This is a genomic window from Bacillus sp. AK128, from assembly GCF_053903075.1.
Genome location: NZ_CP096379.1, coordinates 3,083,013 through 3,107,970, shown reverse-complemented (window position 1 = coordinate 3,107,970; position 24,958 = coordinate 3,083,013). Strand labels below are relative to the sequence as shown.

Annotated in this window: 30 protein-coding genes and 1 riboswitch; of the genes, 24 read left to right on the top strand and 6 right to left on the bottom strand. The window is 36.6% G+C overall.

The features are described from left to right. Positions 1-15 precede the first annotated feature (15 nt). On the bottom strand, positions 16-696 hold the full coding sequence (phoU, locus tag M1D60_RS15570; protein ID WP_456275751.1) for a phosphate signaling complex protein PhoU: 681 nt from the start codon (positions 694-696) through the stop codon (positions 16-18). A gap of 357 nt (positions 697-1,053) precedes the next feature. Next, positions 1,054-1,097, top strand: a riboswitch (PreQ1 riboswitch). Positions 1,098-1,195: 98 nt separating this feature from the next. On the opposite strand from phoU, the gene queC reads away from it, so the two are divergent. The 4 genes from queC to queF are packed head-to-tail and all read left to right on the top strand — an operon-like array spanning position 1,196 to position 3,543. After that, complete coding sequence (gene queC, locus M1D60_RS15565) at positions 1,196-1,849, top strand: 7-cyano-7-deazaguanine synthase QueC (RefSeq protein ID WP_456275750.1); 654 nt, start codon at positions 1,196-1,198, stop codon at positions 1,847-1,849. A gap of 4 nt (positions 1,850-1,853) precedes the next feature. Then, positions 1,854-2,291, top strand: a complete 438-nt coding sequence (gene queD, locus M1D60_RS15560; protein WP_456275749.1) for a 6-carboxytetrahydropterin synthase QueD — start codon at positions 1,854-1,856, stop codon at positions 2,289-2,291. Next, positions 2,291-3,019 (top strand): 7-carboxy-7-deazaguanine synthase QueE, encoded by a 729-nt coding sequence (gene queE / locus M1D60_RS15555; RefSeq protein ID WP_456275748.1) that lies wholly within the window; start codon positions 2,291-2,293, stop codon positions 3,017-3,019. The genes queD and queE overlap by 1 nt, the downstream gene beginning before the upstream one ends. Before the next feature lie 26 nt (positions 3,020-3,045). Beyond that, positions 3,046-3,543, top strand: a complete 498-nt coding sequence (queF, locus tag M1D60_RS15550; protein WP_456275747.1) for a preQ(1) synthase — start codon at positions 3,046-3,048, stop codon at positions 3,541-3,543. A 52-nt stretch (positions 3,544-3,595) separates the two neighbouring features. Here the strand turns inward: queF and M1D60_RS15545 are convergent, their stop codons facing one another. Continuing rightward, positions 3,596-3,784, bottom strand: coding sequence for a YkvS family protein (locus tag M1D60_RS15545; RefSeq protein WP_246943955.1), 189 nt, complete (start codon positions 3,782-3,784; stop codon positions 3,596-3,598). 181 nt (positions 3,785-3,965) lie between these two features. On the opposite strand from M1D60_RS15545, the gene M1D60_RS15540 reads away from it, so the two are divergent. Further along, positions 3,966-4,817, top strand: a complete 852-nt coding sequence (locus M1D60_RS15540) for a patatin-like phospholipase family protein (protein ID WP_456275746.1) — start codon at positions 3,966-3,968, stop codon at positions 4,815-4,817. Positions 4,818-5,184: 367 nt separating this feature from the next. Here the strand turns inward: M1D60_RS15540 and M1D60_RS15535 are convergent, their stop codons facing one another. Then, a complete protein-coding gene (locus tag M1D60_RS15535; protein WP_456275745.1) occupies positions 5,185-5,376 on the bottom strand; it encodes a small, acid-soluble spore protein, alpha/beta type in 192 nt (63 codons plus the stop codon). A gap of 137 nt (positions 5,377-5,513) precedes the next feature. On the opposite strand from M1D60_RS15535, the gene M1D60_RS15530 reads away from it, so the two are divergent. Together M1D60_RS15530 and M1D60_RS15525 are read left to right on the top strand one after the other, a co-directional pair. Continuing rightward, entirely contained in the window at positions 5,514-5,708 is a 195-nt protein-coding gene (locus M1D60_RS15530) for a hypothetical protein (RefSeq protein ID WP_456275744.1), read from the top strand. 296 nt (positions 5,709-6,004) lie between these two features. Then, entirely contained in the window at positions 6,005-6,604 is a 600-nt protein-coding gene (locus M1D60_RS15525) for a cell wall hydrolase (RefSeq protein WP_456275743.1), read from the top strand. Between the two features lie 35 nt (positions 6,605-6,639). Here the strand turns inward: M1D60_RS15525 and mgtE are convergent, their stop codons facing one another. Next, positions 6,640-8,004 (bottom strand): magnesium transporter, encoded by a 1,365-nt coding sequence (gene mgtE, locus M1D60_RS15520; protein WP_456275742.1) that lies wholly within the window; start codon positions 8,002-8,004, stop codon positions 6,640-6,642. 223 nt (positions 8,005-8,227) lie between these two features. Between mgtE and M1D60_RS15515 the strand changes: the two genes are divergently transcribed. The 4 genes from M1D60_RS15515 to M1D60_RS15500 all read left to right on the top strand — a co-directional run bounded on the left by M1D60_RS15515 (position 8,228) and on the right by M1D60_RS15500 (position 11,603). Then, positions 8,228-8,584, top strand: a complete 357-nt coding sequence (locus tag M1D60_RS15515) for a DUF2512 family protein (protein ID WP_456275741.1) — start codon at positions 8,228-8,230, stop codon at positions 8,582-8,584. Positions 8,585-8,668: 84 nt separating this feature from the next. Beyond that, positions 8,669-9,448 (top strand): hypothetical protein, encoded by a 780-nt coding sequence (locus M1D60_RS15510; RefSeq protein ID WP_456275740.1) that lies wholly within the window; start codon positions 8,669-8,671, stop codon positions 9,446-9,448. A 219-nt stretch (positions 9,449-9,667) separates the two neighbouring features. Then, positions 9,668-10,426 (top strand): FixH family protein, encoded by a 759-nt coding sequence (locus M1D60_RS15505; protein WP_456275739.1) that lies wholly within the window; start codon positions 9,668-9,670, stop codon positions 10,424-10,426. A gap of 118 nt (positions 10,427-10,544) precedes the next feature. After that, positions 10,545-11,603, top strand: coding sequence for an EAL domain-containing protein (locus M1D60_RS15500; protein WP_456275738.1), 1,059 nt, complete (start codon positions 10,545-10,547; stop codon positions 11,601-11,603). 8 nt (positions 11,604-11,611) lie between these two features. On the opposite strand, the gene M1D60_RS15495 is transcribed toward M1D60_RS15500, so the two are convergent. Together M1D60_RS15495 and M1D60_RS15490 are read right to left on the bottom strand one after the other, a co-directional pair. Beyond that, positions 11,612-12,283 (bottom strand): GNAT family N-acetyltransferase, encoded by a 672-nt coding sequence (locus M1D60_RS15495; RefSeq protein WP_456275737.1) that lies wholly within the window; start codon positions 12,281-12,283, stop codon positions 11,612-11,614. A 189-nt stretch (positions 12,284-12,472) separates the two neighbouring features. Next, positions 12,473-12,661, bottom strand: coding sequence for a DUF5370 family protein (locus M1D60_RS15490; protein WP_456275736.1), 189 nt, complete (start codon positions 12,659-12,661; stop codon positions 12,473-12,475). A gap of 310 nt (positions 12,662-12,971) precedes the next feature. Here M1D60_RS15490 and M1D60_RS15485 point away from each other — a divergent pair, with 310 nt between their 5' ends. From M1D60_RS15485 to M1D60_RS15425, 13 genes are all read left to right on the top strand, one after another. Continuing rightward, complete coding sequence (locus M1D60_RS15485; RefSeq protein ID WP_456275735.1) at positions 12,972-13,202, top strand: hypothetical protein; 231 nt, start codon at positions 12,972-12,974, stop codon at positions 13,200-13,202. Positions 13,203-13,252: 50 nt separating this feature from the next. Continuing rightward, positions 13,253-14,224 (top strand): YbgA family protein, encoded by a 972-nt coding sequence (locus M1D60_RS15480; protein ID WP_456275734.1) that lies wholly within the window; start codon positions 13,253-13,255, stop codon positions 14,222-14,224. A gap of 182 nt (positions 14,225-14,406) precedes the next feature. Further along, positions 14,407-15,348, top strand: coding sequence for a TAXI family TRAP transporter solute-binding subunit (locus tag M1D60_RS15475; protein ID WP_456275733.1), 942 nt, complete (start codon positions 14,407-14,409; stop codon positions 15,346-15,348). 96 nt (positions 15,349-15,444) lie between these two features. Next, positions 15,445-15,984, top strand: coding sequence for a DUF1850 domain-containing protein (locus tag M1D60_RS15470; RefSeq protein WP_456275732.1), 540 nt, complete (start codon positions 15,445-15,447; stop codon positions 15,982-15,984). Next, positions 15,950-17,905 (top strand): TRAP transporter permease, encoded by a 1,956-nt coding sequence (locus M1D60_RS15465; protein ID WP_456275731.1) that lies wholly within the window; start codon positions 15,950-15,952, stop codon positions 17,903-17,905. Before M1D60_RS15470 ends, M1D60_RS15465 begins: the two co-directional genes overlap by 35 nt. A gap of 185 nt (positions 17,906-18,090) precedes the next feature. Beyond that, the gene (locus M1D60_RS15460; protein ID WP_456275730.1) at positions 18,091-18,897 is read left to right on the top strand and encodes an alpha/beta fold hydrolase; all 807 of its coding nucleotides are present in this window, start codon (positions 18,091-18,093) and stop codon (positions 18,895-18,897) included. A 107-nt stretch (positions 18,898-19,004) separates the two neighbouring features. Next, positions 19,005-19,454, top strand: coding sequence for a hypothetical protein (locus M1D60_RS15455; RefSeq protein ID WP_456275729.1), 450 nt, complete (start codon positions 19,005-19,007; stop codon positions 19,452-19,454). 78 nt (positions 19,455-19,532) lie between these two features. Further along, complete coding sequence (locus M1D60_RS15450) at positions 19,533-20,411, top strand: NAD(P)-dependent oxidoreductase (RefSeq protein ID WP_456275728.1); 879 nt, start codon at positions 19,533-19,535, stop codon at positions 20,409-20,411. Positions 20,412-20,492: 81 nt separating this feature from the next. Then, entirely contained in the window at positions 20,493-20,669 is a 177-nt protein-coding gene (locus M1D60_RS15445) for a hypothetical protein (RefSeq protein ID WP_163177113.1), read from the top strand. Positions 20,670-20,856: 187 nt separating this feature from the next. After that, entirely contained in the window at positions 20,857-21,906 is a 1,050-nt protein-coding gene (locus M1D60_RS15440; protein ID WP_456275727.1) for a class I SAM-dependent methyltransferase, read from the top strand. 243 nt (positions 21,907-22,149) lie between these two features. After that, on the top strand, positions 22,150-23,358 hold the full coding sequence (locus tag M1D60_RS15435) for an acyl-CoA dehydrogenase (RefSeq protein ID WP_456275726.1): 1,209 nt from the start codon (positions 22,150-22,152) through the stop codon (positions 23,356-23,358). Between the two features lie 26 nt (positions 23,359-23,384). After that, positions 23,385-24,158 carry an SDR family oxidoreductase gene (locus tag M1D60_RS15430; RefSeq protein WP_456275725.1) on the top strand — a complete coding sequence of 258 codons (774 nt, stop codon included), beginning with the start codon at positions 23,385-23,387 and terminating at the stop codon, positions 24,156-24,158. Positions 24,159-24,200: 42 nt separating this feature from the next. Beyond that, complete coding sequence (locus M1D60_RS15425) at positions 24,201-24,953, top strand: SDR family NAD(P)-dependent oxidoreductase (RefSeq protein WP_456275724.1); 753 nt, start codon at positions 24,201-24,203, stop codon at positions 24,951-24,953. Positions 24,954-24,958 lie beyond the last annotated feature (5 nt).

The following is a 24,958-nucleotide window of genomic DNA, read 5'->3' as shown; positions in this document are numbered from 1 at the left end:
AAAGGTTGCGCTTTTTTATATAATATCTAATTCCTCTTGAAAGTTTAAATCAATTCTTTCGCCTTTTACTAAATATATGATATTCTCAGCGATGTTAGTAACATGATCCCCAACACGTTCTAAGTATCTACAAATAAAAGCAAGCTGAGTTAATTGTGGGATGGCTCCAGGTCTTTGAGACATTAAAGATAATAGCCTTTGAGTGGTCTCTCCGTACATTTTATCAACAATATCATCCATACTAGCTATTGCATAAGCACTTTGGATATTCTCTTCGTGATAGGCAGATAAGGAATCCGAAAGCATGGTTTGAACGACCTTCGCCATTTCGGGGATTGCTTCAGTAGAGGTTTGAAAGGGTTCTTTACCGATAAAAAGTGTAGATTTTGCAATGTTAACGGCGAGATCTCCAACTCGTTCAATATCAGAAGAAATTTTTACAGCTACCATTAATCTCCTTAAATCAGATGCAACTGGCTGCTGCTTAACAATATTTTTTATGACCATATCATTTATTTCTTTTTCAAGTTCATTTATTTCTTTATCCTGCCTAATGATCCGCCTTGCTAATTCAAGGTCTTGAGATTGTAAGGCGATAATAGATTGATCGATGGCGTGCTTGGATTGATAAACCATCTCAAGAAGCTTTTCTTTAAGTGATATTAGTTGTTCATCAAATTGTGTACGGTTGCTCATATTAATCTCCTCCTATTTACAATCTTTATGGGGGGTATCAAATAAAAATACCTAATAACTAAAAAATCCCTATGTATTTACAAAATATATCAAAAATTTTCGGAAAATTGTAATGAATCTTGACGACAATTCACGCCGGAGCTTGTTGGATTTCGTCGTATCGTCTGTAAATGAAGGAACTCACTTATTACCTTTATTGTCTTATTTTAATCGACTAACATTAAATAATGGTATAAGCAAAGTAAAGGATTGATTAAGAATTAACCCTTAGGGTATGTTTTTTTCGCTTGTCGAACACAGAATTTATGTTATAGTTAATAAGGATTAAAAATATATGATTGTTAAGTGCATGGCACGAAACGAGAGGTTCGAAAACTCCCTCTATAAAAAACTATAGGTCAAACGATATCTAATGGTATCGTTTTATTCTGTGATGGCCTAATAGTTAAAGGATGGATTTCCGCTCGTTTCTTTTTATAAAAGAAAGGGGCTTTTTTTCATGAAAAAGAAAGCAGTTGTTGTATTTAGTGGAGGTCAAGATAGCACAACTTGTTTATTTTGGGCTTTGAAACATTTTGATGAAGTAGAAACCGTTACATTCAATTACAACCAAAAACATAAATTGGAAATAGAGTGTGCAGAAGCAATAGCTAAGGAACTTAATGTAAAACATACAATCCTAGACATGTCATTGCTCAATCAGCTAGCACCTAATGCTTTAACCAGAGATGACATTGATATTGAGCAAAAAGAAGGGGAATTACCAACGACATTTGTTGATGGACGTAATTTATTATTTCTTTCATTTGCAGCAGTTTTAGCGAAGCAAGCAGGTGCCAGACATATTGTTACAGGTGTTTGTGAAACCGACTTTAGTGGGTATCCAGATTGTCGGGATGTGTTTATAAAATCATTAAATGTCACACTTAACCTTTCAATGGACTATGATTTTGTGATTCACACTCCTTTAATGTGGATTAATAAAGCAGAAACTTGGGCTTTAGCTGATGAACTGGGTGCATTAGAGTTTGTTAGAGAAAAAACATTAACCTGTTATAACGGAATCATTGCAGATGGCTGCGGAGAATGTCCGGCCTGTTTATTGCGAAAAAAAGGTCTGGATGATTATTTGATTACGAAGGAAAAGGAGTGATTTTATGCTACAGCAGTTCTACCCACAGGTACTCCATCCTTACTCATACGAATTAAATAAAGATTTACACTTTGCTGCTGCCCATTTTATTCCCCACGAAGACGCAGGGAAATGTCAACATGTCCATGGGCACACTTATTTTGTCAATATTACAGTAGCCGGAGACGAACTGAATGATTCTGGCTTTCTTGTAAATTTTCAAGATTTGAAGAAGGTTGTTCATTCTCGCTATGATCATTCCATCATGAACGATCATCTTGAAGACTTTAATGATAGCAGTTCCGATCACTTTCCGACTACGGAAGTAATTGCAAGAAAAATTTGGGAAAATGTTGAAAACCATTTAAAAACTTTGCCCAATAAGCCGAAGTGCCTTCAGGTTTTAGTTAGAGAAACACCGACTAGCTATGTCGTGTACCGTCCGAAAGTGAGTGAGAAGTAATGAGCAAGACGATTCCTGTATTAGAAATCTTTGGACCAACAATCCAAGGTGAAGGAGCAGTAATTGGGACAAAAACGATGTTTGTTCGTACTGCTGGATGTGACTATCAATGTAAATGGTGTGATTCTGCTTTTACATGGGATGGGTCAGCTAAAGATGAAATTAAACAAATGACGGCAGAGGATATATGGTCTCAATTGAAAAAATTAGGTAAGGAGCAATTTTCGCATGTGACTATATCAGGTGGTAACCCTGCCCTCTTAACTAATTTATCAGACCTGGTTTCCTTATTAAGGGAAAATAATATTAGAATTGGATTAGAAACTCAAGGGTCGAGATGGCAAGACTGGTTGAAGGATATTAACGATATGACGATTTCGCCTAAGCCTCCTAGCTCTGGCATGAAGACAGATTTTGAGAAGCTTACTACTATAATAGACAACCTCAAAATTGTACAAGAGAATAATCTATCCTTAAAAGTTGTGGTCTTTGATGAGGAGGACTTCCTTTACGCAAAAGACATCCATCAACGTTATCCGGGTATTCCATTTTATGTGCAGGTAGGCAATGATAATGTTTATGGGGATAACCAGTCCGAAATTGTTTCTTCATTATTAACAAAATACGAATGGTTAATCGATCAAGTCGTGGAATCCAATGAAATGAATGAAGTTAAAGTATTACCGCAGCTTCATACACTTGTTTGGGGTAATAAAAGAGGCGTTTAATAAATTAAGATAGGTAGGTATATAAAATGAGCGGAAGAAAAGATTCAGAACTAGATGGTGTAACGTTACTTGGTAATCAAGGAACGAAATATTTGTTTGAATATACTCCAGAGGTGCTAGAAACCTTTGAAAATAAACATGAAAATAGAGACTATTTCGTAAAGTTTAATTGTCCAGAGTTTACTAGTTTATGTCCAAAGACCAACCAACCAGATTTTGCAACGATTTATATCAGCTATATTCCAGACCGGCTAATGGTAGAAAGTAAATCATTGAAACTTTACTTATTTAGCTTTAGGAATCATGGAGATTTCCACGAAGATTGTATGAATATTATCATGAATGATTTAATTAAACTGATGAACCCACGCTATATTGAAGTATGGGGAAAATTCACACCACGTGGGGGAATTTCCATTGATCCTTATACAAACTATGGACGCCCTGGAACCAAATACGAACAAATGGCAGATTATCGTTTGATGAATCATGATCTATATCCAGAAACAGTCAATAATCGTTAAGAATTATATCAAAAAAGCGCATTTCCTTTATTTCAGGAATGCGCTTTTTATTTTATGCTTTTACTGCACCAATGATTTTATAATTTTTATGATTGACGACAGTGCGTCGCTCTAACTCAAGGTCTAAGAAGTTTTCCATATATGTGAGGTCAACAATGACTGAGTTTTCGTTAACTTTCTCAACAATCCCTTGTAATCCATCTTTGAATTCAATAATGTCCCCTAATGAAGCAGTCTTCATGTGACATCTCTCCCTTCAACATACCTTAACCTATAGTTTGCATTAAATTTGTCCAAAGGTAAAGCAATATTTATAATTTTTAGAAAAAAATTTACAATAGATTATTAGTTTTACATTTTAATCATTATTTTAATATATGGTAAAATAATGTTAATAGAAAGCGCAGGAGGGGACGGTTGCTATGACTAAAATTGGTTTGGTTCTTGAAGGTGGGGGTATGAGAGGGGTATATACAGCGGGTGTTTTAGAATATTTTTTAGAACAAGACTTGTTTTTCCCTTATACGATTGGGGTGTCCGCAGGTGCATGTAACGCAGTTTCTTACTTAGCAAGGCAAGAAGGTAGAAATAAAAAGGTAAACATTGATTACATTAGTAATCCTAATTACCTTTCAATGAGAAACTATATTAAAAAAAGAGAATTGTTTGGAATGGATTTCATTTTTGATGAAATTCCAAACAAGTTAGTACCTTTTGATTATGATGCTTTTTACAAAGCCCAGGAATTCTTTGAAGTAGGTACAACAGACTGTGTTACAGGAGAAACTATATACTATAATAATAAAGAACATGGACAGGATATGTTGACGATATTACGAGCTTCTAGTTCATTACCTTTTGTTGCACCGATTGTTTCATACGATAATCGTAGACTACTAGATGGTGGTATCTCGGATCCAATCCCGATTAAACGTGCTGAACAAGCTGGTTTTGAAAAAAATGTGGTGATCCTAACTAGAAATAGAGGGTATCAAAAGAAACCATCCAAGAAATCTTGGATATCTTCACGGATGTATAAGGAATACCCTGGCTTACTTAATCGGATGGAACAACGAGCTATTAATTATAATGAAACACTCGATTATATTTCCAACCAAGAAAAAAATGCTCAATCCTTTGTCATCCAGCCAGCTAATCCATTAAAAGTGAGTCGTATAGAACGTAACCAAATTCGTTTAACAGAACTATTTAATGAAGGATATGAAGAGGGAAAACGATTATATCCGGCTTTACTTAAATGGATGGAATCATAAAAAAGGAAGCAGCATAAGCTGCTTCGTATATATGTGTGTAATGGGCAATTTCATGTGTTTCAAATGTTGGATGGATTTTTCGTTACTTGATGCATGATTTTAATAATAGTGAGTAAAATACTTTTTGTGTGTAGTTACATGTCAACAGTATGGTGTTTGTATCTTGGTGTGTGTACTTACTGAATGGACATGTACAATGATGTGTTATCATGGTGTGTGTCATGGTGTTTACATTGTTTAAGCTTGGTGTAAAATTCATGTTGTCATAGCTGTGTGTGTATACATGTGTTACTTACTTGCTTAGAGATTGTCTCATGTTGTTAAACTTTGCTAGTAGGCTCTCTAAACATGTATAAAGGTATAGGAATTACTGTCCAAGTTGTTGTTCAGCCATTTGAACTAAACGCTTAGTAATTTCTCCACCTACAGAACCGTTAGCGCGAGATGTAGTTTCAGGTCCTAGATCTACACCAAATTCTTGAGCAATTTCATACTTCATTTGGTCAAGTGCTTGTTCCACACCTGGGACAAGTAATTGATTTGAATTATTGTTTGCCATTGAATTTTCCCTCCCTTCATCTTTGCTTCATGTATATGTTTTGTACATCATGTTTTTTTTATGCAATATTTTTCTTTTTTTTATTTTACTTAGATAAATAAAGACATTTTTGAAGAAAAGGGGAGAAGAGAGTAATTATGAATCAAACTGAGATTGAACATATATTAGACAAGATTAGAAATGGTGAATTAGAGGAATATTTGGTGTCAAAGGAAGATTTCTTACCATTTCGGGAAGTACTTGTTAATCAATCGGACTTTAAGCATTTTCGTGGGATTGCTAAACACGGAGGGGCAGTTGTTTACACCTATACTGAGAATCCTAGAAGTTAAGTTAAACCTTTCTATATAGAAGGGTTTTTTATTTTAGATAGGAAATGGATGCTTAACTGGTTCTAGAATAACAGGAGAAATACCATATAATGATGAATTTTTTTAGGATATTCAAACCAAACTTTGCTGTTTTATACGTTATATTTATTTAAAGGATAACTTTACCAGGACCATAAAAAAGTGTTGGGGAATAAGGGTGATTGCTATCATTCTTTCATATGGGATTTTTTGGGCCGTGAAAACCTCTTAGTAAGCTGATAGTTTAGTAGGTGAGCAAAATACTAGGAGGTTTTAATATGAAATGGATGAAAAAACTAGCAATTGCTTCAATACTAAGTGCGTCAATTTTCACATTTAATGTCCAGTCAGCTGATGCTGCAACTTCATCATATACAGTAAAGAACGGTGACTCATATTGGAAAATAAGTCATCAATATGGTGTACCAATCACAGCCATTCAAAAAATTAATAATAAAAAGAATTTCTCTTTGTTTGCTGGAGAAAGAATCACCATTCCGAGTGTGCCAACAAGCTATGAGAGAGATTTACTTGCTAGATTAGTATATGCAGAGGCTAAGGGTGAATCTTATGCAGGGAAGGTGGCAGTAGCTACTGTTGTACTGAATCGAGTGGATCACTCGTTGTTTCCGAACACTGTACATGGTGTCATTACAGAAGTCTCAGCAGGGGGGCATTATGCATTCTCACCTGTTGCTAACGGCACGATTAAGCAGGCTGCGGATGCCGAGTCTAAGCGCGCTGTCCAAGAAGCATTAATGTACCGTGGTCAAGGTAGTGGTTCAATCTATTTTTATAACCCTAAGACTGCCCAAAGTGCATGGATTAAAACCAGACCGATTACGATACAAATTGGTAATCATGTCTTCGCAAGATAGTAAATGATAGGAATGGGGAATCCCATTCCTATTTCCTATAACAGATATCTAATAAATAGGGTGGCTAGTCCAAAATAAGTAACAAGCGAGAAGATATCATTGATCGTTGTTATGAGTGGACCAGATGCAACTGCTGGATCAATGTTCAACCGGTAAAGGATAAGGGGGATGATCGTTCCAGAAAGTGTACCAATTACGAGCGTTAAAAATAGAGAGCTACCTACAACTAGGCTAAGAACCATATCTCCATCCTGCCAAACATAAGCAATAACCGATATTAATACGCTACATATAACGCCAATCAATAAACCTACTCCCAACTCACGCAATATAACTTTTCTTACTATATTTTTATTGATTTCCCGAGAGGCAAGACCTCGAACAACCACTGCTAGTGATTGAGTCCCGGTGTTACCAGTCATTCCCGCAATCATCGGCATAAAAAAAGCAAGAGCTACTACTTTTTCCAATGTATCTTCAAATCCACTAATGATACTGCCTGAAATAATACCTATAAAAAGAAGTAGAATTAACCAAGGTAGTCTTCTGTAGGCCGCAACAATTGCTTTCGTATCAAAGTCAATAGCTTTACCAGATGCAGATAATTTTTCTATATCTTCATTTGCTTCAAGAATTACCACATCAATAATATCATCGAAGGTAATAATTCCCCTGAGCACAAATTCATGATCGACAACCGGAACGGCAAGAAAGTCATATTTTTCAAAAATGGTTGCGACCTGTTCCTGGTCCATATCTACAGGAACCGATATGACTCTTTCATACATAATATCCGTAATCAATGAGTCGATGTCAGCTAAAATAATATCGCGATATGAAACAACACCGACTAATTTTTTTGAAGAATCAATGACATAAATATAATTGATGGTTTCCGAATACTCCGCAAAAATTTTTATCTTTTCTACTGTTTCTCTGACTGTAGAATGGTCACGTATCCAAACGAATCGGTTTGTCATGAGTCTTCCAGCTGTTTCAGGAGGATAGCTCATTAAATGCTGAACTGCGTCTATTTCTTCCTTCTTCATGCCAGATAAGAGGTTCTTGCTTAAATCTGGCGATAAAGAATCTAGAAGCACCGCTAAATCATCATTATCCATTTCGTCTAAAATCTGCCCAGTCTTTTCAATTCCTAATGTGTTAAGGACTTCTAATTGTAGCTCTCTTTCCTCGAGTTCTTCAATGAGGTCTGCCAATTGATTAATATCTAAATGAAGAAGGTATTGGTTACGATGATAATCAGGTAGGGTTTCGTATAGGATAGCTAAGTCATATGGCTGTAGTTCAGCAAATAAAATGGATAACTCATCCGTATTTCCTTCCTTTAATGCCTTACTAACATCTAAGGCTAATTGATAATCTTGACTAGCGTGATCCACTTCCCTTCCCCTCCAATCAACTCAATGTTTTAACAAAAGAATTAAAATTCAAATAGTACCAATCTCTGCGAAAAGTCTTTTTATTTAGTAATTCCATAATCATAGTTGTTCAATACGGTCAATAAATAGACAGTTCTTAGGTTAAATATGCTGAACTAATAATTGGTTAGTTGGTGATATTTCTTGCTTTTATGGAAAACCTACCAAAAAAGGAGGTAATAAAATGACGAGCTTCTTTATGAAAGTGATTATGTGTCCACTTGTTGTGGCATTATCGGCTTTTATTCTGCCAAATGTAAACTTTACCAATATGCTTCAACCGATAATTATAGGACTCACTTTAGCGGTGGCTGGAACTCTTATGGAATACATGTTTTTACGAAAAGGTAGTGTATGGTTGAGTACATTTCTTGATTTTGTAGCCGCAACTGTAATTGTATATTTTCTAGCTTTGTGGATGGACGGTGCATTGGTAACAATACTAGGAGCAATACTAGTAGGCTTATTTCTAGGAGTTACAGAACATTTTACTCATTTATACTTGGTCCGAACTAATAAAACACAAAAATCACATGCCTAAATAAATTTCATTTTTATAAGCATAAGTAAGAAAAGACATCTATATCTTTCAATGTGAATACCTTTTTAAAGGGAGGGATTTATATTGAAAGATTTTTTTGTGAAAAAGTCGAATGATATCATAACCTTTGTTAATAACGGTGAGGCAACATACCCATTTTTAGAGATGTTTCTAAATGGGAAATATGCTGGAGCTTTTGCATTAAGAAATGAACTATCCGTCAAGCTTCCACAGTCTGAGAATATCTCAAATATAAATGTATCAGGCTATGCTCTTCAAGCCGGAGCCTTAAGCCGAATAAATAAAAGCTTTAAGCTGGAAGAGGGGCAGGTAGCAGTTAATTATAGAAATCCGCCTAATGATTTTCAAGCTGGTGACATTTTAGTAGCTTGTGATAACGTGGATGGTATGCCTTATGGATATATGGGTCATGCGGCATTGGTTGTGGATACTGAAAACATAATTGAATCAGTAGTAGCAGACCCTATCATTCAAAAGGTTCCCATATCTCAATTTACTGACCATCACCCAATGTATGCTCATTTTAGACCAAAAAACAAGGAGCTTGGTGTGCAGGCAAGTTCATATGCTGAAGCTTACTTAAAGAAATTTAAACAAAACAAAAGCAACGGAGTTAACCAACCGATGTTTTATTTCTCTGTTAACACGCCACTTACAGATGAGTGGACCTATATATACTGTTCAAAATTGATTTGGTTAAGCTATCATTATGGTGCTAATTACTCTATGCCACTTGACCACCTTTGGTTTTCTCCTGAGGATCTCTATACGATATTAAGTCAATCAAAAGATTTTGACATGCTATATAAGCATCCCAACTATCAATTTTTTGTTGACTTATAAGGCTTTCACCAAATGGTGAAGGTTCTTTTTTTTACAAAGTTTTCGAAAACAGCATTGTAAAAGACGGTTTTAAATTTTATAAAAAGAGCATAATTCATTAATTCCGTAGTGGGTTTATTACTCATTTTGTCACGAAACTGTCAAGGCTGTACCGTTTTGATTGCAAGTTAATAGACTATAATAAATGTGATTAATTGATACGGATGAGGTGTGTAAAGATTGAAAACTCGTTTGCTTTTTATAAGTACGTTTATATTTTTCATTCTAACTGGATGTAATAGTACAGAAAATCCTGGGGTTACTGAAGAAACAGCAATGCCTCCTATTTTAGAGGTAGAAATTGAAATAGATAATGAAATGCCATCTATTGGAGAAGCAGTTACGATTAGCGCAAAGGTAACACAAGGTGAAGAAGTGGTTGAAGATGCGAGTGATGTTAGCTTTGAAGTATGGAAACAAGATAGTGATCATGAAATGATTGTAGGAGAACATCAAAAATCAGGGGTATATTCGGTTAGTAAAGTCTTTGATGAAGAGGGGATATACACCATTGTAGCTCATGTAACAGCACGTGATCAGCACACAATGCCAAGAGTAGAGATAACTGTAGGAAACCCTGTTGAATTAAACAATAATCAGACTTCTAGTGATCATCATCACACTGACCATCAACATGCGGATGGTCACTTAACAATTGAATTAAAGGTCCCAGATAAACTAGTGGCCAATGTTCCTGCCAAAATAGAAGCACTTGCAATACATGATGGTGCGCCAATCGAGAATTCTAGAGTGAGATTTGAGATTTGGAAAGAAGGCGAGACCAAGCATGAATTCATTGAAGCAGAAGAAGTTCAGAGCGGTCTGTATCGATCAGAATTTCAATTTACTAGCAGCGGTGTGTTTTCAGTCATTATTCATCTTCAAAATGAAGAACTCCATGAACATGTTGAGCAACAACTGAATGTCACAAATGAATAGGATTAACATGTCACATACAAAAACTTGGCCTAAAGCCAAGTTTTTCTATTTCAAAATACCTTAATTCAAGATATTATTGTAGTAATTCATAAAAAAGGTTTAGGAAGGAATTATGATCATGTCTTGTTCAAAATGCACAGAATTAACCTTGTATAAAGATATTGGGTATATAGTTTTTTATTCTCGGTATCCAGAGATTATTAGAACGGTCCTATCTAGTGTCAATCAAGAGGAAGTTGTTTCCAGTGAATCTACCACTTTCTCATTGAGGTATTCCTCTTATGAACAACTAACAGAAACGTTTATGGTACTAGAGAGAGTCGTCTTAGAACAATTTCAGTCCAAGATAGATTTATTTGTTTCAATCGAAGCGGATGAAGGTCGCATGGATTTTCCTCAAATGCTTCCATTTACGGAGGTGTTAGAGAGAATCAAGCATCCAAAGCTTTTCCATGTGGTGAAAGAGTCATACTTTACAAATCATATTCAGCCGATTCTATCTTTAAGTGATGAAAACATAGTAGGGTATGAGTTTTTGTTACGTTCATCCAAGTCAGATTATCCATTTTCACCATTTGAGCTTTTTAAGTTTGCTCAATCAGCAGGTTTACAAGCTATGCTTGATGGTAATGCCAGAAAACAAGCGATTAAATATGGAGCAGATACACTAGAAGCAGGGATGCTACGGTTTATTAATTTCTTGCCATCATCCATTTACAATCCGAAGCATTGCCTACAAAGTACATTCGAAAATATTGCCAAATACAAAGTAGATCCGCGAGATCTTGTGTTCGAGGTTGTAGAAACAGAGAAGATAGATGATGTTTCACATCTTCAAAGTATTTTTAAGGCTTATAAAAGTGAAGGAATAAGTGTTGCTTTAGATGATGTAGGAGCGGGTTTTTCAACCATTGAGGTTTTAAAGGAGCTTCTTCCAAATTATGCGAAAATCGATCGACAGTTAATTTCTTTTTGTGATCAGTCCGTGGAAAAGCAAACGGAATTGAAGAGAATTATTGAAGTTGCAAAAGCCTATGATATAAAAACCTTAGCTGAAGGAATTGAACGTAAAGAAGAGTTAGAACTTTGTAAAGATCTCGGCTATGATTTCGCTCAAGGATATTATATTGGAAAACCAGGTCCACACCCTATATCTAAGTTAGTAGAACTGCCTTAAAGGCAGTTCTATTTATTTATAAAAGGGTTTTTCCATTCCATTAGTAGTCCATAATCATGTGATTCTTCGTCTTCTAGGTAGTTTGGTATGATTTCGACTGGAGTTCTTCCGCATTTTAATAAAAAGCTGATAACGGGATCATATAACTTTCCACTCATAACATGGTCAACATAATCAGTAATATTCATTGAGGATGCATGCTTGTGATAGCCGGGGAGTCTCCCACCACCGATTAGGCGCTCGAGTTTTAAGTCCACAACCGTTTCATACATGGATTGCATAAGCAACTTTCCTAATCCATATTTTCGATATTCTGGCTTAACACAAATGTCTACCACATAAAGGGAGTTTCCATTTGGGTTATGGTTGGCTATTGATCCAGAGCTAGTTGCCTCATCCCAGCTATGATGGGGATCTCCATTGTCCATCTGAAGAACTAAACCTGTCATTGAACCGCAAACAGATCCATCAATCTCCACACATAGGGCGCCTTCTGGAAATAACTCAACATGATTCGTTAATTGCTTTTCATTCCACCATAATTCACTGGGGAATGGTGGCGGAAAGCTGGCCTTTTGAATATCAATTAATGCCTCAAAATCTCCCTTTTGATAATTCCGAACCAACGCTTTCGTAGGGATGTGTGTGTCAAATACATATAATTCCTTATGATAGCTCAAGAAATTCACCACTTTCTCTATATTAATTTTAGTAAACAAAAAAATAGTATAAAATTCAAATGATTGATATCAGTCTAATAACTTTTTTCGGCTAATGTGATTGGTAAAGAATGACAAGAATTGACTCGGGCTAATATCATACCGAATAAATAAAGAGCCACCAAAAAATGGAGGCTCTTCCGTAAATCATTAATCTTTATTATGAAAAAAATCTTCTATCAAATCTTCAATCGCCCTTGCTTCTGGTTGTTGGCCAGAAAAATTAAAATCCAGTTCTTTTACAAAATTACCGTCTTTATAAACATGTAATGCCCCTTTTTGAAGCATGACACTATATTCAGTTTCAAATAGATAACCAGCTCTTTCAATTGCTCCCAAGTCTCTTCCTTCTTTCTTCTGTATTTCATATTTTTAATATAGGTTCCTGCGAGAAGATAAATTCTATAAGTTCCTTATATTACCTGTCTAAACTTTTTAGATATTTTGCCGATATAACATATGTAAGGCCGAGAGCATGTTTTCCCATATTCCCAAACATGCTTTCTCCTTCAATTCTTAAATGTTGGCAACCAGTTTTTCTGGTTGTCTTTTTGTTCTTTTCTGGTTTTGTTTACATTTTACATAGTAAAAAATTCAATTGGAAACAATAAATTGAAGGCAAAACATAAATTTGAAAGAGGTGTTAGAGTTGACGAGATCACAAGAATCAAGAGAAAATAAGCATGCACATATGTTTCATCCAGATGGAGAGCAAGAAAGTATTATTAACGACTCCACGGCTTCGGCAGGAGAAGGAATGGGAATCGCGATTGATATGGATCCTAAAAATCCTTATCAATTTAAAAATAGTTTTAACTTTACCCCAAAAGAAGATCCTGAATTAAAAAAGTTCCAAGATACCTTTAAGGGTGATTCCTAATCCTCCCTGAACTTTTTTGAACAAGGGGTTATGAGATAAAGAGGGATGATATGCCTGAGTTTGTAAAACCAGTTATTGTAGTTAGTAAATGTCTAGAGTTTGAAAAATGTCGATACAATGGAGATGTGATTCATGATCCAGTAATTACAAGGCTCCAGCCCTATGTTGAATTTGTTCCAGTTTGTCCTGAAGTAGGGATTGGTCTTGGAGTTCCGCGAGATACAATACGGATTATAGAAGAGGATGGTAGTAACAAACTGGTACAGCCATCAACTAAAGAGGATTTAACAGAAAAAATGAATAAGTATAGCACTACCTTTGTCAATCATTTAGGGGGAATAGACGGAGCAATCATGAAGAGTAAATCCCCTACCTGTGGCATGAAGGATGTTAAGGTCTATAGTGGTGCAGAAAAATCACCTGTTATTGGTAAAACAAGTGGTTTTTTTGCTCAGGCCATTATGGAGCACTATCCTTTGATTACAATTGAAGAAGAGGGACGTTTAAATAATTTCTTAATACGAGAACACTTCTTTATAAAGTTATTTACAACTGCTGAATTTAGAAAAATAAAGGAGCAAAAGCAGCCTTTTAAACAATTGCTTTCTTTTCATTCTCGTAACAAGTATTTATTTATGGCTTATAATCAAACCGTACAAAAGGAATTAGGTAGAATCCTTGCAAGTCATAAAACTGAAGATTTAATGAAATTACTATCAAATTATGAGAGGCAGCTTCATCGCTTATTTGCACGAAGGCCAAGAGATCAAACAAACATAAACGTGTGTCAGCACATTATGGGGTATTTTAAGAAAGAGTTGACTCCAAAGGAAAAAGAATACTTCGAAGAAATACTAGAAAAGTACCGGTTTAAGAAGCTCCCTTTAAGCAGTGTGACTAGCATTCTAAAGTCATGGGCGGTCCGTTTTGAAACCGACTATTTATTAAACCAAACCTATTTTAAACCCTATCCTGAAGCTTTAATTGAGATTAGCGATTCAGGTAAAGGAAGAGCATATTAAGTATAAAAAGGGTAATTATGGGCAAAAAGGTGGAAATAATTAGGGGTGCTTGTTATAATAAAAAAATAGAAACAAGGACTACGCTTCTAAGTGACTCTATGCAAGGTAGGGTGACACTGTAGAAGCTAGTGTTGTTTTTCATTGATTGTTAGTCACATTAAATGAAAGAGGGGGACAAAGAAATGAAGAAAAAAAGTTTATTTATTGGTTTCATCTTAATGGTAGGCCTATCAATGATTCTTTCTGCCTGTGGAGGCAAACAGCTTGTTAGTGTGGTTACTGGTGGTACTGGTGGTACATATTATCCTTTAGGTGGAGCTATGGCTGATATTATTACGGACAACACTGATGTTGAAGCAACTGCTCAATCATCTGGTGCATCTGCGGAAAACATGCAAACGTTAGCAGATAACGAGGCTGATATCGCATTCGTTCAAACAGATATTGCAAGCTATGCGAGTGAAGGTACATTAATGTTTGAAGGTAACGCTATCACAAATGTACAGGCGATTGGAACACTTTATCCAGAAACGATCCAAATCGTTACACTAGCAGATAGTGGGATTAACTCTATTGAAGATTTAGCTGGTAAGACTGTATCTGTTGGGGCACCTGGAAGTGGAACCTATGCAAATGCAGAACAAATCCTTGAAATTCATGGGATGACTGTAGATGACTTAAATGCTCAAAATCTTGCATTTGATGAGTCAACAGAAGGTATTCAGGATGGAAATATCGATGCAGCATTTATCACTTCTGGAACACCTACTGGTTCAGTTGAAGCACTTTCAGCGATTAAAGGTGTAAAGTTAATTCCAATTGAAGAAGATAAAATTGAAGAACTTATTGCAAAATATCCTTACTATGCAAAAGATGTAGTTCCAACTGGAACTTATGGCCTTGAAAGTGAAGTAACAACGGTTGCTGTTTTAGCAATGCTTGCTGTAACATCTGAACTTGATGAAGATACAGTATACGAAATTACAAAAGCAATTTTTGAAAATACAGATAAGATTACCCATGCAAAAGGGGAACTTATCACAGCTGAAAGCGCATTGGATGGTTTAGGAATTGAACTGCATCCTGGAGCTGAAAAGTATTTCGAAGAAAAAGGCTTAAAGTAAGATCAACATAGTTAGTTGTGTAGATAGACTGAAATAAGATTTTTCAGTCTATCTTTTTTCTAGGTTTGAGTTCAATCGTTTAAGATTTGTGGTGTAATGATGAAAAAAGTTTACCTTCTATTGGGAATAATAGTTAGTATTCTACTTATAGCTCTATTAGTCCCATATAAAGAAAGCCTAGTCTTTGAGCAAGGCAACTCAGATAAGGCTTTGGCGTATTATTCGAAAGATCACCTACATAATTTTAAAATCCTCTATACACATTCCATCCACCTTAGTGAAGTAGTTGAAATATATGAAATTTCTCATGATCGTACAATGATGCAAACAGGGCTAATCTATGAAGATTATGCGATTGGGATGCCATCTGGTCCAGCTGAGGGTGAAAATTTTCAAATAGAAGATGGAAAAATACATATTACTAATATGGAGAGGCGTTTTCCTTACCTTGATATGCGCATAGGTCAGGTTGTGGCTAATCATCAGCTAGTAATTGATGGAGCAATCTATACAATAGGAGATTACTTAACTCCAGGTTCGTGGGTAAGAGTGAAATATAGAAAATTAAATAATTTTGAACTTTTGAGGGGAGTGAATCTGCATGGATCACAAAGGTCATCAGGCAACAACGGATGATATGAATGATGTATTAAAGAAATATGATCCTGAGGCAAGAACAAGAGCACTAACCGGTGCAATCGGCTGGCTTGTATTTCTTGGTCTATTAGCATTCTCATTATTCCAGCTGTACACAGCGATATTTGGTATCTTTACAGCCCAAATACAGCGCTCTGTTCACTTAGGATTTGCATTAGGATTGATCTTTTTACTATTTCCAGCAGTTAAGAGTCATTTAAGTGAAAAGAAGAGGAGGTTTCAGGTTGCCTGGTATGATGGACTGCTAGCAATCCTTGGGGTTATCGTAGGGTCCTACTGGCCAATCATGATACAAGATTTGGTGTTAAGAGTCGGTAGATTAACTACTATTGACTTAATTGTAGGGATTCTTGCTATCGTTCTTGTATTAGAAGCAACCAGAAGGGCAGTCGGACTTCCTATCACAATTATTGCGTTAGTGTTCCTCCTATACGCTTACTTAGGACCTTATATGCCTGGATTTATGGCACACAGAGGATTAAGTTTAGAACAAATTATTCAATCCATGTTCTTTACGACGGAAGGGATTCTTGGAACTCCTCTAGGTGTTTCGTCCACCTTTATTTTCCTATTCTTATTATTTGGAGCGTTTCTTGTTAAAACAGGTGTAGGTCAGTATTTTAATGACCTGGCTGTTTCAATTGCTGGAAAGCTTACTGGTGGACCAGCAAAGGTTGCGATATTTTCAAGTGCATTACAGGGAACGATTAGCGGAAGCTCTGTTGCCAATGTTGTAACCTCTGGGTCGTTTACAATTCCAATGATGAAGAAGCTTGGTTATCGGAAAGAGTTTGCGGGTGGGGTAGAAGCAGCTGCCTCAACAGGTGGTCAGTTAATGCCACCAATCATGGGAGCTGCCGCATTCTTAATGGTTGAATTCATCGGTGGAATTTCATACTGGGATATTGCTAAAGCAGCAGCCATTCCAGCCGTACTTTATTTTACTGGAATCTGGATTATGACTCACTATGAAGCAAAGCGTGTTGGATTACGCGGGTTAACAGACGAAGAGATGCCAGACCGTAAAGAAGTGTTAAAAAAGATTTATTTATTACTTCCCATTGTAACAGTTATCGTTCTACTTATGTCTGGGATGAGTGTAACTAAGGCTGCTCTTTGGTCGATTGTTGTTACCGTATTAGCAAGTGCTATTCGTAAGGAAACAAGAATTGGTATTAAAGATGCCATCCATGCTCTTGTGGATGGAGCAAGAACGGCTTTAGCTGTTGCGGCAGCGACTGCCGCTGCAGGAATTATAGTTGGTGTTGTAACAAAAACAGGCTTGGGACTTAAGCTTGCCAATGGTCTAGTTGACTTAGCAGGAGGTTTATTATTACCAACCTTATTCTTTACAATGATTGCTGCAATTATATTAGGAATGGGTTCACCAACAACTGCAAACTATGTAATCACTTCAACAATCGCTGCACCAGCAATCATTTTATTAGGAGTTCCAGACTTATCGGCTCACCTTTTTGTTTTCTATTTTGGTATTGTTGCAGATATCACACCACCAGTTGCATTAGCGGCATTTGCTGCAGCTGGAGTAGCAGGCGGGGAACCAATCAGGACCGGGGTGCAGTCAGCAAAGCTAGCCATCGCAGCTTTTATCATTCCGTATATATTTGTCTTATCACCCGAGTTATTAATGATTGATACAACTTTGATGGGTATCATTTGGGTATTAATAACTTCCATTACTGGTATGATCGCAATAGGTACTTCTATGGTTGGTTATTGGGAAAGAAAACTAAATCCTTTAGAAAGAATAATTGGATTCGCTACTGGGTTATTACTTATTTATCCTGAAGGAATCAGTGATACAGTAGGAATCATTTTATTCTCGTTATTAGTGATCTCGCAATTTTTCTTCAAAAGGCAACGTGTAAAAGCAGTTTAATCTAAAGCCTCTCCAATGGGAGAGGCTTTTTTTGGGGGTAGTAAACTACTAGTAATCATAGATCATTCTATTCTAATTCCAACCTGCTGACCCTCAAACGGAAAATTATGTTCGTAAAAGCCCTTGTTTATATTAAGGACCAAAAGGGAAGCTTGTATATATAATGAACTTGAAAGGGTGATACCGTGCTTCAAAGACATAGTACCAGAGTAAACAATTTAACTTTATCATACATAGATGAGGGCAAAGGTGACACAATTGTGTTAATCCATGGGTTTTGTGGAAGTCCTGCCTACTGGGAAGACATTATACCAAAGCTTAGTGAAACAAATCGGGTTATTGTCCCTGCTTTGAGGGGCCATGGAAAGTCAAGTGCAGTGAATGAGCCATTCTCAATAGATGATATGGCATTAGATATTAAATTATTATTAGAAGAGTTAAGCATTCCTAAGGTTACAATGATCGGGCATTCACTTGGTGGCTATGTAACTCTTTCCTTTGCAGAAAGATATCCTGATATACTTTCTGGGTTTGGATTAGTCCATTCAACAGCACTCCCTGACTCTGAAGAGGCAAGGCAAGGAAGAACAGATCAAATTAAATTAATTTGTGAGAATGGTATAGAACCACTAATTAAAAAATTGATTCCAAAGTTATTTTCCCCAGCTAATGGAAGAGAGATGACTGATGCTGTTGAGTTTGTTACCGAAATTGGACTGAATACGAGTGTAACGGGTGCTAAAGGTGCATTAAGAGCAATGCGAGAAAGACCTAATCGACAAGATGTAATCAAGAACACCACATTACCAGTATTATTAGTAGCTGGTGAGGAAGATCAAATTATACCTGTTGGAAAGGTCTATTCTATAGAGGCTAAAAATACGATGAAAACACTTATGGAGAAAACGGGACATTTGGGAATGATTGAGAGAACTGGTAAATTACTTGAAATTATTATTGAATTTAAAAAGTTTATTAATCAAAAAAGCTAATTTTTTTAAATTATTTATATTCTGAATATTGAAATGAAGCAAGCTAATTGATATACTGTTCTTATTATTAAAGTTTTCAGAAAATAATATTGATCCGGGGGGAGAAAATGAAAAAGAACTGGTTTTTAGCAATCTTAGTATCCTTATTTGTATTTACGTTAGCAGCATGCGGTGGCGGTGGTGATGAAGAAACTAGCGCTGAAGGAGGAGCTGCAACAACAGACTCCGTTGAAGGGACAGTTGCTATTTATGTTTCAGGATTAAATAATGAGGACACAGATACAGTCTTAAAGGCCTTGCATCCGTTTTCCTCACAACATGTAACTTTAAGAGGATACTACGATAATGACTTTGCTCAGTATGATTATGATGTAGAGCAGGTTAGTATGAATGTAGTAGAGGAGTCAGATACTAGTGCTGTAGTTGAACTAGTTATTTCTAAAACTCTCGTCGAGGAAAAAGCTGAAGGTAAAAATGAACTTACTGAAGGTGAAATCACGCAAACATTAACCTTTAAAACAAAAGGTGATGAGTGGCTGATCGATAAAATAGAATAGGCTGGAAAAACAAGCATTGATGTTAATCAATGCTTGTTTTATTGTAGTAAATAAGTACAAAAATTGAGGTGAGCTAAAATGGGTTTACAAAAGGTTGGTTTTATTGGGACAGGAGTAATGGGAAAAAGTATGGTAAAGCATCTGTTAGAGGGTGGCTATGAAGTATACATTTATACTAGAACAAAAACTAAAGCAGAGGAATTACTACATTTAGGTGCAATTTGGTGTAATACTCCTGTAGAACTTGCTGTTCAAACAGACATCGTAATCACGATGGTTGGCTTTCCGTCAGATGTTGAGGAGATTTATTTAGGCCAAGAAGGCATATTACAAAACGCGAAATCTGGTACATATTTTATTGACATGACTACTTCATCCCCTAGTCTTGCTATTCGTATATTTAATGAAGCAAAGGAAAGAGGTATGTTCTCATTAGACGCACCTGTTTCTGGAGGAGATGTAGGCGCAAGAAACGGGACCCTTACGATTATGGTAGGAGGAGAAGAACAACCGTTTCAAGAAATGAATCCCTTATTATCATTGTTGGGACAAAATATTGTTCTTCAAGGAACTGCAGGAGCAGGCCAACATACCAAAATGTGTAATCAAATTGCAATCGCAAGTAATATGATTGGAGTTTGTGAGGCACTTGCCTATGCTAAGAAAGCAGGTTTAAATCCTGATAATGTCTTAGCATCGATTTCTACTGGTGCGGCAGGCAGTTGGTCATTGTCTAATCTAGCTCCTAGAATCATTAATGATAATTTCGAACCAGGCTTTTATATTAAGCATTTTATTAAGGACATGCAAATTGCTATAGACGAAGCGGAAAAAATGAAACTTAGTGTTCCAGGTCTATCTCTTGCTAAACAATTATATGAAACCGTTTCTGAATGGGGAGAAGCTGATAGTGGGACACAAGCATTATTTAAGCTTTGGAATGGAAATGTAAATTAAAAAATTTCGTTAAGTTTACTCCCAGTATAAATTTTTTCTTTCAAGAAAAACTAAAAGTAATACGAAAAGGGAGTGAATATAATGGCGAAGCGTACGAAGAAAAATGATCCGCAACAAAAGAATAAAAAGGGCTTTGATTCAAGTGTCATCGATTCAGAGTTCTCACATGAATTTGGAAGTGCTGATGCAAATAGAAAGCATAAAGAGCAAGCAAAAAAAGAAAAAGCAGCTAAGAATAATGGAGAGTATAAAGGATAATATTTGTTTTAAAATTACAAGAAAAGCTGACGATATAACTGTTAGCTTTTTTATTTTTTCAAAAAATTATCAGAAAAAATCTAAAGAAAATTAACCTCAGTGATTATATCAGAAAATTCTAAAATAATTGACTGTTTAAACCTCTTGTGAGATAGTGATTATATGGAAATCATTAGGGGGTGTAAAAATGTTAAACAAACTTCAAGAGGACACAATGTCGTATCCATTTAGTGAAGAGGATTTAGAAACCACCATGCTAATGCCAAGTTACAGGGTAGAATTACGAAACGCATTACAAGTTAAGGATGAGTTTCTAAATGCCAATTTAGTTAACGACTGGTCTCAGCTAACTTGGAAAGATATCGGAAGGCCGTATGAGGTAAAGACAGTTGCTAAGGATCGAACCTTATGGGAATTAGAGCATCAAGAGGAGATGCCTATTAAGACATCATGGGAATATTTTAATCGCTCCTTTCACGAATGGTTTGTTAAGGATGTACCTACTGAACTAGATGATAAAATGAAAGCGCTTTCTAGTCATATTAAGCATTTTCGGATGGGTGAAGTAAAAGAGGCGATTGGAGACTTAGTAAAACTTCGTTTATGGAACTATGTCCATCGTATTGAGGATGGTATTTGGGATCCAAGGGGAAAGCGTGCATTATTTGAAGGGCTAGATGTCCAGAAGCCGAGAATCCTGTTTCTTGGAGCGGCTGAAGGGTATGAGGCGATGCAGTTAGGAGCCATGTACCCGGGTGCGGAAATTGTTTTAGTTGACTATGATGAGTATTGTAAAACTCATAGATTTGAAGAATTTCCTGAATCTTATCCTTTTTTAGGTGCAAACTCAGCAACCGGAAGCTCTAAAATTTGGTATAAGAATCAATTAAATATTGAGTATGTAGTGGAAGATATTCGCAACTTAACGTACGGAAGGGAATTTGATATTGTTCTTAGTGTTGGATTACTTGAGCATGTCCCAGACGAGCACAAGCCTGAAATATTAGACATGCACAGACGCTTTGTAAAACCTAGTGGCTATATAATCATGACAACCCCTCGTGATCAACTCAAATCCAGACTCTACTATAAAATTATGGCTGATGTCATGAACCACACGTACAGAGAATTAATGAATATTCAACAAATGGGACTCTACGTTTATGAGTCAGGATTTGATATTGTTCGCCATGGATTTATCAAGGTTCATAATGGAATCATTGCTAAATCCAGATAGCTATGATCACGTTTTGCTTCACTCTAAATCTATAGAGTGAGCTTGGAAAGTTATGGACAAGTTTAAAAATCTATTAAACTTACACATAGTTTCCAAACCTAATCGTATACTAATTATTGGTAAGTAAATCTAGTTAACTTTTTTTAAACATAAGTTGTAACTTGAATTTTCTGAAAAAAGTAGTATAGTGGAAATATAGGTTACATACCAACCGGTTAGTAAGTATAAGGAGGAGGGTAAAAAATGAACTTTGAGTATTCTGATAAGGTGAAGGAACTTCAACAAAAGCTTATAAACTTTATGGATGAACATGTTTATCCAGCTGAAAGCATCTATGAGGATCAAGTGAATGAGCATGAATCAAGATGGTCAGCAGTACCTGCTATTATGGAAGAATTAAAGGAAAAGGCAAGAAAGGAAGGCTTATGGAATTTGTTCCTTCCTGAAAGTGAATATGGAGCGGGTCTTACCAATATTGAGTATGCTCCACTTTGTGAGATTATGGGAAGGTCTCCAATAGGTCCTGAGGTATTTAACTGTAATGCCCCAGACACAGGGAATATGGAGGTACTAACACGTTACGGAACCGAAGCTCAAAAAGAAGAGTGGCTTAAACCTTTATTAGAGGGGAAGATTCGTTCTTGCTTCTCTATGACAGAACCTGATGTAGCTTCTTCTGATGCGACTAATATTCGCACTAGTATTTTAAGAGATGGAGACGAGTACATTATAAATGGACGTAAATGGTGGTCCTCTGGAGCTGGTGACCCACGTTGTAAAATTGCAATTGTCATGGGGAAAAATGATGAAAATGCTCCAAAATATGAGCAACAATCTATGATTCTAGTTCCACTAGATACACCTGGAGTGACCATTGAACGAATTTTACCTGTTTTCGGATATGATCATGCCCCACATGGACACGCAGAAATCAACTTTGACAATGTAAGAGTGCCTGCTTCTAATATGATTTGGGGTGAAGGTAAGGGGTTTGCCATTGCCCAAGGAAGACTTGGACCTGGTAGAATTCATCATTGTATGAGATTAATTGGTGCTGCAGAGAGAGCCCTTGAACTATTATGTAAGCGTGTTCAAGAAAGAGTGGCTTTCGGAAAGCGTGTAGCGGATCAAGGTGTGGTTCAGGAATGGATCGCAAACTCTAGAATCGAAATTGAACAGGCAAGGCTACTGACACTAAAAGCAGCTTATATGATGGACACTGTTGGAAATAAAGAAGCAAAAACAGAAATCGCCATGATTAAGGTAGTAGCACCATCTATGGCACTCGGAGTAATTGACCGAGCAATCCAAGCATTTGGGGCAGCAGGAGTAAGTGAAGATTTTCCTTTAGCAGCCATGTGGGCAAATTCTAGAACCTTACGATTAGCAGATGGACCAGATGAAGTACATCGAGCTCAGCTTGCAAGATTAGAGCTAAAAAAATATAGATAATTAACAGAGAGGGGATATATAAGACCATGCATGTAAAAGAGTTATTTGATCTAACAGGTAAAACAGCCATTGTTACAGGTGGTGGAAGAGGGCTGGGTGAACAAATTGCGATTGGATTTGCGGAAGCGGGTGCCAATGTGGTGGTTTGTTCCAGGAAGCTTGAGGCTTGTCTTGAGGTGAGTGAAAAACTTAAAGAGCTAGGTGTAAAATCGTTAGCATTAAAATGCGATATTACTAATTCAGAAGATGTAAACCATCTAGTTGAAGAGACATTAAAGGAATTTGGAAGAATTGACATCTTAGTTAATAACAGTGGAGCGACCTGGGGCGCACCTGCTGAGACTATGCCACAAGAAGCTTGGGAAAAGGTCATCAATGTGAATGTTACAGGTACCTTTTTAGTGTCTCAAGCAGTTGGTAGAACGATGATTGAACAAAAGTCTGGGAAAATTATTAATATAGCATCTGTAGCTGGTCTAGGTGGTACTAACCCAAAATACATGGATACAATTGGTTATAACACTAGTAAAGGGGCTGTCATTACCTTTACAAAAGACCTAGCAGTTAAATGGGGTCAATATAACATTAATGTAAATGCGATTGCACCTGGGTTTTTCCCAACTAAAATGTCACAGGTTTTGATTGAAAAAGGGAAGGATAGAATTCTTGAAACAACACCTCTTGGTAGAGTTGGAAATGACCAGGAACTAAAAGGAGTCGCTTTATTCTTAGCTTCAGATGCATCAAATTTTGTAACAGGAGACGTAATCATCGTAGATGGTGGATCTCATGCGATGTAGTTTCCTTTAAGCCATGTTTACTTAGGTAAGGAGGTGTTTAATGTGAGGCTAAAAGACAAAGTATCAATTGTAACGGGTGGATCATCAGGAATTGGACGGGCAACTGCCTTTGCTTTTGCAAGGGAAGGGGCAAAAGTCATTCTATCTGATGTTGATGAGAGAAAAGGACTTGAAACCTTAGAAGAATTAAGGGCACATGGGAACGAAGCGATCTTTATTAAAACTGATGTCTCGAAAGAAGAAGATATCAAAGCGATGGTAGGAGCTGCAGTTGAAGAGTATGGGGGCATCGATATTCTTTTCAATAATGCAGGAGTCGGTAATAGCAACGTAAGATTAGCAGAACTTTCTGTGGAGGAATGGGACCGTGTCGTAGATATCAACCTTAAGGGTGTGTTTATGGGGATGAAGTATACCATACCTGAGATGATAAAACGTGGTGGTGGCTCCATAATTAACACATCTAGTTTACTAGGCTTTAAGGGGAAAAAATATCTGGCACCTTACAATGCATCCAAGGGTGGTGTCATTTTATTAACTCAGAATGCAGCAGTTGAATATGGGACTAAAGGTATTAGAGTGAATGCAATTGCACCAGGAGTTATTGATACAGCTATAGTGGATAACTGGCGAGAGGATGAGCGCATTTGGCATGCAGTCTCAAAATCTAATGCCCTTGGCAGAGTAGGAACTGCTGAGGAAGTAGCCAACACTGTTTTATTTCTCGCCTCAGACGAAGCTTCTTATATTACAGGCACAAGTATTTTAGTTGACGGTGGCGCACTGACCTACTAGATCTT